Source organism: Pseudoalteromonas phenolica, from assembly GCF_005876835.1.
Taxonomy (GTDB): domain Bacteria; phylum Pseudomonadota; class Gammaproteobacteria; order Enterobacterales; family Alteromonadaceae; genus Pseudoalteromonas; species Pseudoalteromonas phenolica_B.
The window spans coordinates 41660-57061 of the sequence record NZ_PPSW01000014.1 but is presented as its reverse complement, the minus strand read 5'-3'; the positions used below and the strand labels follow the sequence as shown (position 1 = coordinate 57061).

At 41.9% G+C, this 15402-nt stretch carries 6 protein-coding genes; 5 read left to right on the top strand and 1 reads right to left on the bottom strand.

What is annotated here, in order from left to right; translation table 11 throughout:
• The first annotated feature begins 106 nt into the window (after positions 1-106).
• Positions 107-2500: a TonB-dependent receptor gene (locus tag C1E24_RS09710; protein WP_138480935.1), complete on the top strand. Its 2394-nt coding sequence runs from the start codon at positions 107-109 to the stop codon at positions 2498-2500.
• An 80-nt stretch (positions 2501-2580) separates the two neighbouring features.
• Positions 2581-2970, top strand: coding sequence for a MerC domain-containing protein (locus tag C1E24_RS09705; protein ID WP_138480934.1), 390 nt, complete (start codon positions 2581-2583; stop codon positions 2968-2970).
• A gap of 93 nt (positions 2971-3063) precedes the next feature.
• On the opposite strand, the gene fadE is transcribed toward C1E24_RS09705, so the two are convergent.
• A complete protein-coding gene (fadE, locus tag C1E24_RS09700; RefSeq protein ID WP_138480932.1) occupies positions 3064-5514 on the bottom strand; it encodes an acyl-CoA dehydrogenase FadE in 2451 nt (816 codons plus the stop codon).
• Between the two features lie 213 nt (positions 5515-5727).
• Here fadE and C1E24_RS09695 point away from each other — a divergent pair, with 213 nt between their 5' ends.
• From C1E24_RS09695 to C1E24_RS09685, 3 genes are all read left to right on the top strand, one after another.
• The gene (locus C1E24_RS09695; RefSeq protein WP_138480930.1) at positions 5728-6846 is read left to right on the top strand and encodes a 4-phosphoerythronate dehydrogenase; all 1119 of its coding nucleotides are present in this window, start codon (positions 5728-5730) and stop codon (positions 6844-6846) included.
• A gap of 17 nt (positions 6847-6863) precedes the next feature.
• Positions 6864-7880 carry an aspartate-semialdehyde dehydrogenase gene (locus tag C1E24_RS09690; RefSeq protein ID WP_138480928.1) on the top strand — a complete coding sequence of 339 codons (1017 nt, stop codon included), beginning with the start codon at positions 6864-6866 and terminating at the stop codon, positions 7878-7880.
• Between the two features lie 272 nt (positions 7881-8152).
• Positions 8153-15256, top strand: a complete 7104-nt coding sequence (locus tag C1E24_RS09685; protein WP_138480926.1) for a FimV/HubP family polar landmark protein — start codon at positions 8153-8155, stop codon at positions 15254-15256.
• The last annotated feature ends 146 nt before the right edge of the window (positions 15257-15402 follow it).

Below are 15402 nucleotides of genomic sequence, written 5' to 3'. Positions count from 1 at the left end.
TTTAAATAATAATAATTCTTAAAACGGGTTTTAGCAGCGTAAGAAATAGTGTATTTTAGATATGTTATATTATATCAATTTAAATCTATTCTTACTTGAGGCACTGATGTTTAAGTTATCTCCCGTAATGTTGCTACTCTCAGCAGCACTTCCTTTTTCTGCAATTGCAAACCAAGTTTCAGGCACTGTTTTAGATAAAAATAATAAACCAGTTGCTAATGCTAAAGTCTCTATTATGGGCAGCCTGCAAACTGTTGAAACCAATTCAAAAGGCGAGTTTGTTATATCAGGCATTAAGCCTGGAAAAGTCGAGTTACATGCAGCTGCTTCTGGTTTTGCACATTTTAACTCGAGCTACGATTTAACTGAGTCAGGCTTAAAAGATGTAAAAGTATCTTTAACGCCTTCAGCCATTGAAGTTATTGATGTGGTTGCAAGTCCATTTCATGCGTCAAATATGGAATCAGCAACACCTGTGAGTGTTCTATCAGGCGATGCGCTGCGTAATCAACAGTCAGCAACTTTAGGTGACAGTTTAGCTAAAGAGGTGGGTGTACATACTAATTTTCATGCTGGCGTGGCAAGTACTCCAATTATACGCGGTTTAAGTGGTCCTCGCGTTTTGATTACCCAAAATGGCTTAGATGTAAGTGATGCTTCTCGTGTTGGGCCTGATCACTCAGTGTCATCAGAAGCATCAACGGCTGAGCAAATTGAAGTACTTCGAGGTCCTGCAACCTTGTTTTACGGTAGTGGCGCAATTGGTGGAGTTGTTAACGTTGTTGATAAGCGCGTCCCAAGAGAAATCGAGCAATCTGGAGAATGGCTAATAGAGCATGACTCAGTAGATAACCAGAAATTGGCATCAGTAAATATTAATACTGGCAGCGATAATATCGCAGTGCACTTTGATGGTTTTTATAGAGAATCTGATGACTACAAAGTACCAGTAACAGATGATCATGGTAGTGATAAGATTGCCAACAGCGGTGAAGAATCTAAGGGCGCAACAGCAGGTGCAAGTTATATCTTAGGTAATGGCTATGTGGGCGTATCTGTAGGTAAATTAGAACGTGAATATGGCATTCCAGGTCACAGCCATGGTGATGAAGAAGTGCCTGTTTTTGCTGAACTTGAGCAAGACCGCATTCAGTTATTAAGTGAGCTGCGATTCACTGATAGTCTTATTGATAGCTTACACACACGTGTTGCTTACACTGATTATGAGCATGCTGAGATAGAGCATGGAGTAGTGGGGACTATTTTCGCAAACGAAACTCTTGAAGCAAAGTTTGATGCACTCCATCGTGACATGAATGGCTGGCGAGGTGGTTTTAGTCTTCATTATAAACGCAGTGATTTCTCAGCACAGGGTGCTGAAGCATTTACACCGCCATCAGAAACTGAAACTTTGGCATTTGCTTGGATGGAAGAGCGTCACTTTGACGATGTTTTATTACAGTTAGGTGCACGAGTTGAGCGTGTAACTATTGATGCACCAAAAGTCATGTTGCCTGAAGTTGAGCTTCATGTGCATGATGACCACGACCACGACCACGACCATGACCATGACCACGGCGCGGAAGGTCGCGTATTCGCAGTCGACCAAGAGTTCAACCCAGTTAGCCTTTCAGCTGGCTTAGTGTGGGACTTTACACCGGGCTATAACTTAGGCGTGTCTGTTTCTCGCTCTCAACGTGCCCCTTCAGCCGCTGAGCTGTTCTCATTTGGGCCTCACATTGGCACACGCACCTTTGAAGTGGGTGCAATGTTTGATTTGCACGAAACAGAAAATGTGCACTTTGATTTTGATACTAAGCAGGATGTGGAACTAGAAACGGCGAACAACATTGATCTTACTTTTAGAAAGCTTGAAGGAGATTTTGGTGTTGTAGTCAATATGTTTTATAACCAAGTTGATAACTATTATTACCAGACACCAACAGAAGTGTTTGCGCCAAGTGGTCATGAGCATCATGATCATGGTGAACACGACCATGATAGCCACGACCACGGCGATCATGAAGGTCATGATGAGCATTCTGATGAATTACCTGTGTATGTGTTTAAAACAGATGATGTCACCCTATATGGCTTCGAAGCACAGTTTGCTTGGCAAGTAACGAGCGAAGTAAAGACAGAGTTCTTTACTGATTATGTGAATGCGAGTTTAGACAAAGGCGGTGATTTACCTATGATCCCTCCACTGCGTTTTGGTACCAAATTTAACTATCAGACCGGCCAATTCAGTGCAAATCTGGACGTTATTCGCTATCAAAAGCAAGACAAGATTGCCTACCTTGAAACAGCAACAGATGGTTACACTATGGTTGATGCGTCTATTGCCTATCATTTACTAGTTGGCGATCACGAAGTTACTTTCTACGCAAAAGGTCACAATCTGACAGACACAGAAGCGAGAGTACATAGCTCGTTCTTGAAAGAGTTAGCCCCTCGACCTGGCAGAAGTATCGCGCTTGGTATTAGAGGCGTCTTTTAAGCAGACTATCGACGGCGATACCCAGTGCAAACTCAGTCGCTAGGTATCGTTTTTAGAAAATAGAATAAGGCATTATAAAAATGAGAGACTTAACCAGTAAGTTAGACAAGTTTGCGATCAGCTTTTCAGCTCTGTGTGTGCTGCATTGCTTACTATTACCTCTAATTACGGCACTTTTACCAGCTGTTGGCGCAATGTTTTTCAGTGATGAGTCATTTCATAGATGGTTACTAGTGGGGGTTTTACTGACTAGCTTAGGCGGGCTGACTTTAGGGTGTAAAAAGCATAAGCAGTGGCAGTTATTTGGTTACGGCTCTTTTGGTATTGCTGTACTTCTATTTGCTGCTTTTTTTGCACACGATTTAATGCCGGCAGAAGGCGAGAAGTTGTTAACTATTTTTGGCAGCTTAATAGTCGCTTTTAGTCATTATAAAAACTTTAATGCGTGCCAAACTGGTAAGTGTCATTAATACTAGTTTTATTAAATAACTAGCTACTCTAGCGAGCTAAGAATTACATAAAAAACGCCAGCATTAGCTGGCGTTTTCATTTGAGTATCAAACTTATGCTGCGCTTGAGTTCGTTTCAGTTACGCGAGCTTTGCCTGCAAGTAAATCAGTAGGGTCAAAGTCATCAACGTTAATAACGTCAAGACGTTTCGCTTCAACAGCAGCAAGCTTGTCAGCTTCACCTTTAGAGATTATGCCGGCGTCTAGTGCATCTGCAGCCACTTTATCTAACTGCATGAATGGGATTTTCTGACCTTTTGCACGGCAAATCTTATCGAACAACGGCTCAATATCTAAGATATCCTTAAGCGTTTGCTCTTGTTTACCAAGTAGATTTAGCGGCTCATCAGTTGTGTAGATGTGAGCAGCTAAACGGCTACGTGCGTTATTCGGCGTTTGCAGTAAACGCGCTACTTTTTGCTCTAGCTTATCGGTAGGCTTGCGAACAGGGCGACCGAATGGGAATAGCATTAGTTTAAGCGCAAAACGCAGTGGTGCAAATGGCATATTGTTGATCAGATCTGCTAATGCACGTTGACATAGGTATAGGTGTTCTTGACAGCTCCACTGTACAAACGGAAGGTCTTCGATTTGACGGCCTTCATCGTTGTAGCGTTTTAGTGTTGCAGATACTAGGTATAAATAACTTAGTAAGTCACCTAAACGAGCAGAGATACGCTCTTTACGTTTTAATGAGCCACCAAATACTGCCATACAGATATCAGACATAAAGGCTAAAGCTGCACTGAAGCGTGCTGCGTTACGGTAGTAATCAGCTGTTTCGTCATTGAAAGGTACTTTCGTAAAACGAGCACCAGTTAATGCAAGCCACTTAGTTCGCACAAGGTTCGAAATAGTGAAACCAATATGGCCCATTAGCGACTTATCAAAGCTGTTAAGCGCTTCGCGTTTGTCTTCCATTGATACCGCATTTAGCTCAGCAAGTACGAATGGGTGACAGCGAATAGCACCTTGACCATAAATGATCATATTACGAGTAAGAATATTTGCACCTTCAACGGTAATCGCAATTGGGGCGCCTTGGTAGCCACGGCCTAAATAGTTGTTAGGGCCTAAACAGATACCTTTACCACCATGGATGTCCATCGCATGCTTGGTAGAGTCGCGCATCTGCTCAGTTAAATGGTATTTAAGAATAGCTGAAACAACAGATGGCTTTTCACCTAAGTCGACAGCACCTGTCGACATTGTCACTGCTGCATCAGTGCTATAAGCATAACCACCTAATTTAGCCAATGCTTCTTCGATACCTTCCATTTTACCGATTGGTAATTTGAACTGGCGACGAATACGGCTGTATGCACCACTTGCAAGCGCCAACGACTTGATGCCACCTGTAGAGTTTGAAGGCAGTGTGATAACACGACCCACAGATAAACACTCAACCAGCATGCGCCAACCTTGACCAGCCATTTTTGCGCCACCAATGATGTAATCGATAGGCACGAAGATATCTTCACCTTGCGTTGGACCATTCTGGAATGGCACGTTAAGTGGGAAATGGCGTCGACCAATTTTAACACCTGGTGTGTTAGTTGGAATTAGCGCACAGGTAATACCTGGTTCTTTGTCATCACCTAATAAACCATCAGGGTCACGTAGTTTAAATGCTAGACCTAATACAGTCGCGACAGGGGCAAGCGTGATATAGCGCTTATTCCAAGTTAAACGAATACCTAACGTTTCTTCGCCGTTCCATTCGCCTTTACAAACCACACCGAAATCAGGAATTGAAGAGGCATCAGAACCCGCCTCAGGAGAAGTTAATGCGAAGCATGGAATTTCATCACCTTTGGCAAGGCGAGGAAGGTAATGGTCTTTTTGCTCTTGCGTACCATAATGCTGTAGTAACTCACCCGGACCTAACGAGTTTGGTACACCAACAATTGAAGATAGAAGAGTCGATTTACTGGTTAGCTTTTGTAGCACACAAGATTGCGCATAAGCTGAAAATTCAAGACCGCCATATTGCTTCTTGATAATCATCGCGAAGAATTTGTTGTCTTTTAAATATTGCCAAACGTCTTCTGGTAGATCTGTTAATTCGTGCGTTGCTTTCCAATCGTCAAGCATGGCACATACTTCTTCTACCGGACCGTCTAAGAAAGCTTGTTCTTCAGGTGTTAAACGCGGCTTAGGGTATTGGTGAAGCTTACGCCAGTCTGGGTTACCGCAGAATAAATCTGCTTCCCACCAAGTAGTACCCGCATCGATTGCAGACTTCTCGGTTTCTGACATAGTTGGAGTGACCTTTTTAAATGCTTTGAAAAGCGGGCCACTGATATACTGTTGACGAATGTTGCTTAGTGACAAAGGCAATACGATGGCTAAGAAAATAAGCCAAGATAAAGCACCAAATGCACCAGCAATAGTGCCGACTAGCAAGGTTGCCCCAGCTACCGCTACGCAGCTATGCCAACTAGCTCTGTGATAGCTAGCGACACTGAGTAGCGCGATTAAAATTAATACAAAAATCAGAGTCATATTGTTTTCCTTGTTATGGTGGTCTGACCACTAAGCTTTAGACTAGCTCTAACTGCTAATGATTGCAAGTCATCTGATGAGTTTGAAATTTGCACGGTTTAATGGTTTTGTCCAGTTATCTGGCCAATAAAACTGCCTAATCAAAGTCACTGAGTCGCAATTTATTGATACCGCGGTTACAATGCGCTTTTGCAGTTACCACGGAAAAAATAGATGAAAATTTTGGCAGATCAAAATATGCCTTTAGTTGAGGAGTATTTTGCTGATTTAGGCAGTGTAATGCGATTTGATGGGCGCAATGCCAAGCCTGAACAAATCGAAGACGTTGATATCTTACTGACTCGCTCGGTAACAAAAGTTAACGCAGAGCTATTACAGTATGCTAAAAAGCTAAAATTTGTGGGTACTGCAACCATAGGTATCGATCATATTGATACTGAATTACTTAACGACAAAGAAATAGCATTTAGTAGCGCACCTGGCTGTAATGCCATTGCTGTTGCAGAGTATGTGATAAGTGCACTTTATGCCTATGCACAAGAAACATCAACAAGCTTGCAAGGTAAAACGTTAGGTATTGTCGGGGTAGGCAACATTGGTCAGTGTTTACGTGAAAAACTGCAAGGCAGTGGTATCAACTTATTGTTGTGTGATCCAATCAAGTTTGAAAATGGTGAGCTTGAAGAGCATATTGAGTTAGACGACCTATTAGCGCAATCTGACATAGTGTCATTTCACGTGCCATTAGTTAGAACAGGTAAGCATAAAACCCTGCATTTAATTGATGCAGCGCGTATTGCAAAATTAAAAGAAAATATGTTGGTGATCAATGCATGCCGTGGCGAAGTCATCAACAACCAAGCATTACTTGAAGCTTTGCAAGCTGGAAAGCAGTTAGAACTGGTGTTAGATGTATGGGAAAACGAACCAAATATCTTAACTGACTTATTACCTTTTGTACGTTATAGCAGTGTGCACATCGCAGGACACACCCTTGAAGGCAAAGCTCGTGGTACGCAAATGCTTTATCAAAAGGTATGCGAGTTATTAGGCATCCCAGCAGAGAAACAGTTAAGTGACTTTTTACCAAAACCTGTGATCACAGAAGTCACATTACAAGATAATTTTACCCAAGGCGATTTAGGTCGACTTGTTCATCTGGTTTACGATCTTAGACGAGATGATGGCATTTTAAGAAAGTCACTGTCAGAGAAGGGTTTTGATCACCTTCGTAAGTCTTATCCAGTAAGACGAGAATTCAGCACAGTGACAGTAAAAAATAATGGTAGTCAGTTTGCGGAACAACTCGCAACACTTGGCTTTACAGTTTAAGAATAGGATGAGGTCAAATGTCTCAGAAATTTAATGTCGCCGTGCTTGGCGCAACAGGCCTTGTTGGTCGTCAAATCATTGAAACATTAGCAGAACGTAAGTTTCCAGTTGATCAGCTTTTCCCGCTTGCAAGCAGTAGAAGTGCGGGTGAAGAAATTGACTTTAATGGCGAAAAAGTAACAGTCTTGGATGTCGAAGAGTTTGATTTTTCGAACGCACACATTGGTTTATTTTCTGCAGGTGGCAGTGTATCAGAAAAATATGCACCCATTGCCGCAGAAGCGGGTTGTGTTGTGATCGACAATACCTCACATTTCAGATATGACTATGACGTTCCTCTGATTGTGCCTGAAGTTAACGCACATAACTTGGCAGACTTCAGAAATCGTAACATTATTGCTAATCCAAACTGTTCTACGATTCAAATGCTGGTGGCCCTTAAGCCTATTTACGATGCTTATGGAATCGACCGTATTAATGTTTCAACTTACCAAGCGGTTTCTGGTGCAGGTAAAGAAGCGGTTGATGAGCTGGCAAAGCAAACAGCTAACCTAATGAATGCACGCCCGATGGAAAACGACATTTTCCCTAAGCAAATCGCGTTTAACGTGATCCCACAAATCGATGCTTTCCAAGAAAATGGCTATACCAAAGAAGAAATGAAAATGGTGTGGGAGACGCAAAAGATCTTAGGTGACAGCTCGGTAATGGTGAACCCAACAGCAGTGCGTGTGCCAGTGTTCTTTGGTCATGCTGAAGCCATTCATTTAGAAACGCGTATGCCATATGACCTAGAGCAGGTTAAGCAGTTACTTAACGATGCCCCTGGTGTTGAACTCATTGAAGACGAAAACGATTACCCGACGCCAGTGTCAGACGCTAGTGGTAATGATACTGTGTATGTTGGTCGTTTACGCGCTGATATATCTCACCCTCATGGTTTAAACCTATGGGTGGTTTCTGATAACACTCGCAAGGGTGCAGCGACTAACAGCGTGCAAATTGCTGAAGAGTTAATAAATAACTATTTATAATTTGCAATGACAAAACCCTGCTTCGGCAGGGTTTTGCCGCTTTTTACAGTTGTCCGTTTAAAAACTAGCCAATATGTTGACTATAAACAATATTCTTTGTTCACATCTTCTCATACTTTAGTACGCTCTAAGCACTATTTATCAAAGCTTTGCCATAGATATTCCAATGTAACTGGTTTATAGTTTGCAGTTGGAATAGAGCTTGCAAAAGCCACCATTAGCAATATTTTAATGTTTAGCACGATGTTGGACATGATATCTAAAGGATCAACATGCGCGGTTTAGTGTTTATTTGTTTCTTTGCATTTGCATTGATAACCATACCAGCCTACACACAAGACGGTACCATTTTAAAGGGCCCTAAGAATGCCGATTATGGTCAAATGGGTCGCTCTATTGGCCCAATTAAGCCCTCGGATACTTTGTGGCGTATTGCGCAAAAAATAAGGCCTGATGACGGCTCTGTTACTGTTTATCAGGTCATGAGTGCCCTTTACCGTAAAAACCCCAATGCTTTTTTAGATCAAAACCTAAATCACATGCGCGATGGCGCATATCTTAAAATACCGACCATTGCAGAAATGCGTCGCGAAAACCCTGCGATAGCAAAACAGCGCTCTGATCAAGACGATGACTTGTGGGAGCTAAAAAAGAGCGGCATGCTCGACAACCAAACCATTGAAGAAGCGCAAAAAAAAGTTACTCAAGCGCGAAAAATCGATGTTGATAATGCACAACAGCAACTCACTTCGCAGCTTAAGTCATTACAAATGGAGCAAGATGCTAAGTTACAAGAGCTACAATCACAATTTAAGAACTCGGTTCGCAGTGTCGAAGAAATACTAGAAGAAAACAACAAGCTAAAAGGCCAGCTAACAAACATTTCTGAAGAGCTGCAAAATGTTCGCAATCAACTTGGGCAAGATTCTGAAATTCAGCAACAGCTTCAGTCTGTCATCGAACTTCAAAACGCCTTGATAGAGCGTCAAAGAGCTCAGCAACAAGAAGAACAAAGTGCTGATCTACTTTCAAACCCCGTGATGATTGGGGTGCTTGCAACTTTACCAGCCTTATTAGTCATTGGTGGTTTAGTGATGTTCTTACGTAAACGTAAGAATGCTAATAGCACGGATGATGAAGATGATTTCCTACCCCAGGCACCAGCTGCAGCAGGAGCCGCCGCAGCCGCAGCTGCAGCCGATCCACTCGATTTAGATGTACCGCCGTTAGATAGCAGCGTACCTGTTGAAGATAGTGTACAGCTAGACGATGATATTTTGCCTGAAGATGATGACATGATGTTTGATTCTTTAGAAGATGATAGCTTTGAAGCAGGTAATGATACGCTTGATCAAGATGAGCTAGATAGCTTGTTAGGAGATGATGTTGCTTTCGATGATGGCTCTGAAGGTGATGATCTAGATGACTTCTTACAGCAGAACTTCGATGCTGACGATTCGCTCGATGATATGGTTGACTTGGATAGTGGTAGTTCAAACAGCGACGATATTTTAAGCTCTGATGACCTTGATGATCTGTTTAATGAAACCGACGACTCATCTGATGATGAATTAGACGTTAGTGATGATGCTTTGGCTGCGCTTAGTGAAGAACTTGCTACTGAACAGCAAGAAGACGTAGATATAGATTCAATTTTAGATGAGGCTGCGACAGAAGAGCCTGAAAGTACTGACGACGACTTTGATTTAGATGATATTGACAGCTTAATTGATGAGGTTGCAGAACAGCCCCCAAAGGATGAAAGTTCTGAAGGAGCAGATGAAGACTTTGATCTGGATGATATCGATAACCTACTAGATGAAGTTGCACAAACTGATGAGCCTGCTGTTGAGATCAACGATGAAGACGATTTTGATATTGATAATATAGATGATCTTTTAGACGAAGTAGGCGGTACAGCTGAAGAGGTTACAGATACGACAGGCGATGAATCGCAACAGGTAGATGCTGACGACATTGATAGCTTACTTGATGATGTCGCTTCAGAAGACCTAGATACCGATGACATAGACGCGCTACTAGATGAAACTCAAGGGCAAGAAGAACCGGAGAGGAAGCAAGCAGAAGAAGCCGATGTTGATTTAGATGACATTGATTCTTTAATAGCAGAATCAAACCAAGATGATTTATCGATTAATGAAGATCCGCTAGAAGCTGATGACTTGGATCTCGATATAGATGAATTAATCGACGAGCCAGGCTTTGAAGAAGAATTAAGTGAAGAAACCGTTGCTGAAGTTCAAGAGACTGCAACACCTGAAACAACAGAGGAAGTTGTAACTTCAGAAGATGACATCGCACTTGAAGACTTAGATGACCTCCTTGAAGATGATTTATTAACAGAACCCACATCAACAGATGAAAACGATCTTGATGCAGCGCTAGACGAATTAATCGACGAGCCAGACTTTGAAGAAGAAACAAGTGAAGAGAACATTGATGAAGCTCAGGAGACATCCACATCTGAAACAACTGAGGAAGTTTTAACTTCAGAAGATGACATCGCACTTGAAGACTTAGATGACCTCCTTGAAGATGATTTATTAACCGAATCCACATCAACAGATGACAACGAGCTTGATGCAGCGCTAGACGAATTAATTGACGAATCAGACTTTGAAGACGAATTAAGTGAAGAGAATATTGTTGAGGCTCAAGAGACAGCGACGCCTGAAGAAACTGAAGAAGTTATAACTTCAGATGATGATATTACACTTGATGATTTAATCGATGAGCCAGATTTTGAAGAAGAATTAAATGAAGGCAACATTGATGAATCTCAAAAGACAGCTACACCTGAAACAATAGAGGAAGTTGTCACTCCAGAAGATGACATCGCGCTCGATGATTTAGATGAGCTCCTTGAAGATGATTTATTAACAGAACCCACATCAACAGATGATAATGAGTTTGATGCAGCACTAGACGAATTAATCGACGAGCCAGACTTTGAAGAAGAAGCAAGTGAAGAGAACATTGATGAAGCTCAAAAAACAGCTACACCTGAAACAATAGAGGAAGTTGTCACCCCAGAAGATGACATCGCACTAGATGATTTAGATGATCTCCTTGAAGATGATTCATTAACAGAACCGTCATCAACAGATCAAAGCGAGCTTGATTCAGACCTTGATGACTTAATCGACGAACCAGACTTTGAAGAAGAATTAAGTGAAGAAACCGTTGATGAAGTTCAAGAGAGACCCACATCTGAAACAACTGAGGAAGTTGTAAATTCAGAAGATGACATCGGACTTAATGATTTAGATGACCTTCTTGAAGATGATTTATTAACCGAGCCTACTTCAACAGATGAAAACGAGCTTGATGCAGCGCTTGATGATTTAATCGATGAGTCAGACTTTGAAGAAGAATTAAGTGAAGAGAGCGTTGATGAAGTTCAAGAGACAGCCATACCTGAAACAACAGAGGAAGTTGTAACTTCAGAAGATGACATCGCGCTTGATGAGTTAGATGACCTTCTTGAAGATGATTTATTAACAGAACCCACATCTACAGATGAAAGCGAGCTTGATGCAGCGCTAGACGAATTAATTGACGAATCAGACTTTGAAGACGAATTAAGTGAAGAGAATATTGTTGAGGCTCAAGAGACAGCTACGCCTGAAGAAACTGAAGAAGTTATAACTTCAGATGATGATATTACACTTGATGATTTAATCGATGAGCCAGACTTTGAAGAAGAATTAAATGAAGGCAACATTGATGAATCTCAAAAGACAGCTACACCTGAAACAATAGAGGAAGTTGTCACTCCAGAAGATGACATCGCGCTCGATGATTTAGATGAGCTCCTTGAAGATGATTTATTAACAGAACCCACATCAACAGATGATAATGAGCTTGATGCAGCACTAGACGAATTAATCGACGAGCCAGACTTTGAAGAAGAATTAAGTGAAGAGAGCGTTGATGAAGTTCAAGAATTCAGTGAACCTGAACCGATCGAAGAAGTTAAAAGTTTAGAAGATGACATTGCTCTTGATAAGTTAGATGGTTCCTTTGAAGGTGATTTAATCGATGAACCAGTTGATGAAGCTCAAGAGTCAATTGAAGAGAACCAAGCCGAAGAATCTGCAACGTCTGAAAATGAAATATTAGAGCCTAAATCTGTTGAGCAGAGTATTGTTGATGAGTTAAATGCCATGAATCAACATACTTCAACGGATATTGATGATGACATACCGACAGAACCTGAAGCTCAAACACAGCAAGCACCTTTGAAAAGTGTTGATGAGATGCTAGAGCAGCTCGAGTCGGAAGATGAGTGGCAAAATGATGATGAGTATGACGCAGAAGTGGAGCTTGGTGATGACCCGCTGTCAGATGATATTGATTTATCATCTGAAGAAGAGTTGCCTGAAATTGATACGGTTACACCAAGTGCTGAATTAGAGAGTTATCCGGAATTAGATTTAGATGAAGAACTGGATGAGGATGTTCTAAATATCAGCGAAACTGAGCAGGAATTATCGCAAGCATTGGAAGCAGGTGTTACATCAAATACTACACTTGACGATGATTTACTCACTGATGATGAACTTTCTTTTGATGATTTGTTAGAAGATGATAACGAGCCAGAATTAGGTGATTTATCTGACACTGATAATGAGCAAGAAGTCGAAGACTTTCCTGATTTTGATGAAGACGCCGCGCTAGAAGCTGCAACAGAAGAGCAAGCGCTAGAAAATCAAGATACACCAGATATAGAAGAAACAATTCAGGAAGAAACTTCATTACCAATTGAAGATGAGCTTGAAATCGAAGACTTCCCGGAGTTTGACGAAGATGTGGCACTAGAAGCTGCAACAGAAGAACAAGCGCTAGAGATTCAAGATACACCAGCTCAAGAAGAAACACTTCAGGAAGAAGTTGAGTTGCCTTCTGAGGATGAGTTACAAGCAGACAGCATCGACGATGATTTAGAAATCGAAGACTTCCCGGAGTTTGACGAAGATACGGCACTAGAAGCTGCAGCAGAAGAACAAGCGCTAGAAACTCAAGATACACCAGCTCAAGAAGAAATAGTTCAGGAAGAAGATACATCATCTACTGAGGATGACTTACTAGCTGAGAGTATCGGAGATGAGCTTGAGATCGAAGATTTCCCAGAGTTTGACGAAGACGCCGCGCTAGCAGCTGCAACCGAAGAACAAGCTTTAGAAATTCAAGATACACCAGCTCAAGAAGAGGCACTTCAAGAAGAAGTTGAATTGCCTTCTGACAATGAGTTACTAGCTGACAGCATCGAAGATGAGCTGGAAATCGAAGACTTCCCGGAGTTTGACGAAGATGCCGCACTAGAGGCTGCAACAGAAGAACAAGCTTTAGAAATTCAAGATACGCCAGCTCAAGAAGAAGCACTTCAGGAAGAAGTTGAGTTGCCTTCTGATAATGAGTTACCTGCTGACAGCATCGAAGATGTGCTTGAAATCGAAGACTTCCCGGAGTTTGACGAAGACGCCGCGCTAGAAGCTACAACAGAAGAACAAGCGCTAGAAAATCAAGATACACCAGATGTAGAAGAAACAATTCAGGAAGAAACTTCATTACCAATTGAAGATGAGCTTGAAATCGAAGACTTCCCGGAGTTTGACGAAGATGTGGCACTAGAAGCTGCAACAGAAGAACAAGCGCTAGAGATTCAAGATACACCAGCTCAAGAAGAAACACTTCAGGAAGAAGTTGAGTTGCCTTCTGAGGATGAGTTACAAGCAGACAGCATCGACGATGATTTAGAAATCGAAGACTTCCCTGAGTTTGACGAAGATGCGGCACTAGAAGCTGCAGCAGAAGAACAAGCGCTAGAGATTCAAGACACACCAGCTCAAGAAGAAGAACTTCAAGAAGAAGTTGAGTTGCCTTCTGAGGATGAGTTACAAGCAGACAGCATCGAAGATGAGCCGGAAATTGAAGACTTCCCTGAGTTTGACGAAGATGCTGCGCTAGAGGCTGCAACAGAAGAACAAGCTTTAGAAGTTCAAGATACACCATCTATTGAGGATGACTTACTAGCTGAGAGTATCGAAGATGAGCTGGAAATCGAAGACTTCCCTGAGTTTGACGAAGATGCTGCGCTAGAAGTTGCAACAGAAGAACAAGCGTTAGAAACTCAAGATACACCAGCTCAAGAAGAGGCACTTCAAGAAGAAATTGAGTTGTCTTCTGAAGAAGAGTTACTTGCTGACGGCACCGAAGATGTGTTTGAAATCGAAGACTTCCCAGAGTTTGACGAAGACGCCGCGTTAGAGGCTGCAACGGAAGAACAAGCACTTGAAATTCATGATACACCAGCTCAAGAAGAGGCACTTCAAGAAGAAATTGAGTTGCCTTCTGAGAATGAGTTACCTGCTGACAGCATCGAAGATGAGCTTGAAATCGAAGATTTCCCAGAGTTTGACGAAGACGCCGCGCTAGCAGCTGCAACCGAAGAACAAGCTTTAGAAATTCAAGATACACCAGCTCAAGAAGAGGCACTTCAAGAAGAAGTTGAGTCGCCTTCTGAAGATGAGTTGGAAATTGAAGGCTACCCTGAATTTGACGAAGATGCTGCGGTAGAAGCCGCAACAGAAGAGCAAGCTCTAGAAATTCAAGATATACTAGCCCAAGAAGAAGCCGTTCAAGCGGAAGGTTCTGAGCTATCTAGTGACAATTCGTTAATTGCTGATGGCTTCGATGAAGAGCTTGAAGGTGATGTTCAAACTGAGCAAGCTTTAACGGATCTTGAAGCAATATCACCAGAGGCGTTTTTAAACGAGCTTGATGATCTTGCTAACAACGAAGAAGTTGAACCACCTGTTGAGCTAGCTATTGATGAAGCGGCGATTGAAGATCAGTTTATGTCAGAGATTTCTGATACTGACTTTGACGCTTTGCTCAATGATTTAGCTGAGCCAGAACCAATCGATACAGAATCATTAGATGACGTTGAGCTCAATTTAGATGCGCTATTAAGTGAAGAGTTAAATAAAGATCTTGGCACATTAGATGTTGCAATTGAAAGCGATGAGGTTTCTCAGCCAGACGTTGAAGAATATCTAGAAATTGACGACTTACTCGCAGAAAGTGACGACTTTGAAACAGAAGAAGAGCCTTATCAAGAAGCGAATATGGATGTTGGTTTGGGTGATTTTGATGATTTGCTTGCAGGCGAGAATGCCCCTGATGTTGATTTAGAAGCGGACGGTTTTTCTGCAAAATTAGATTTAGCCAGAGCATATATTGAAATTGATGACAGTGAGAGTGCACTCGCCATTATCGAAGAAGTGATAAATGCAGGTCCTGAATCAGTCCAAGCTGAAGCAAGTTCACTAAGAGAAAAAATACAGTCTTAATGTATATGCTTAGTTTTGGTCATTTAAAACAACCAGTAATAGAGGAGGCGTTAGCCTCCTTTATTTTTTCTAGCGCTCAGTTCTCTCTTTAATTCAAAGTCGCGATGGCTTAGAATGCTGCGCTAGTCTAGACAGAGGTAATAAAT

Excerpts from the sequence above, each read along its gene's own strand:
- C1E24_RS09710 (WP_138480935.1), top strand. The coding sequence starts at position 107 with ATGTTTAAGTTATCTCCCGTAATGTTGCTACTCTCAGCAGCACTTCCT.
- C1E24_RS09705 (WP_138480934.1), top strand. The coding sequence starts at position 2,581 with ATGAGAGACTTAACCAGTAAGTTAGACAAGTTTGCGATCAGCTTTTCA.
- fadE (WP_138480932.1), bottom strand. The coding sequence starts at position 5,514 with ATGACTCTGATTTTTGTATTAATTTTAATCGCGCTACTCAGTGTCGCT.
- C1E24_RS09695 (WP_138480930.1), top strand. The coding sequence starts at position 5,728 with ATGAAAATTTTGGCAGATCAAAATATGCCTTTAGTTGAGGAGTATTTT.
- C1E24_RS09690 (WP_138480928.1), top strand. The coding sequence starts at position 6,864 with ATGTCTCAGAAATTTAATGTCGCCGTGCTTGGCGCAACAGGCCTTGTT.
- C1E24_RS09685 (WP_138480926.1), top strand. The coding sequence starts at position 8,153 with ATGCGCGGTTTAGTGTTTATTTGTTTCTTTGCATTTGCATTGATAACC.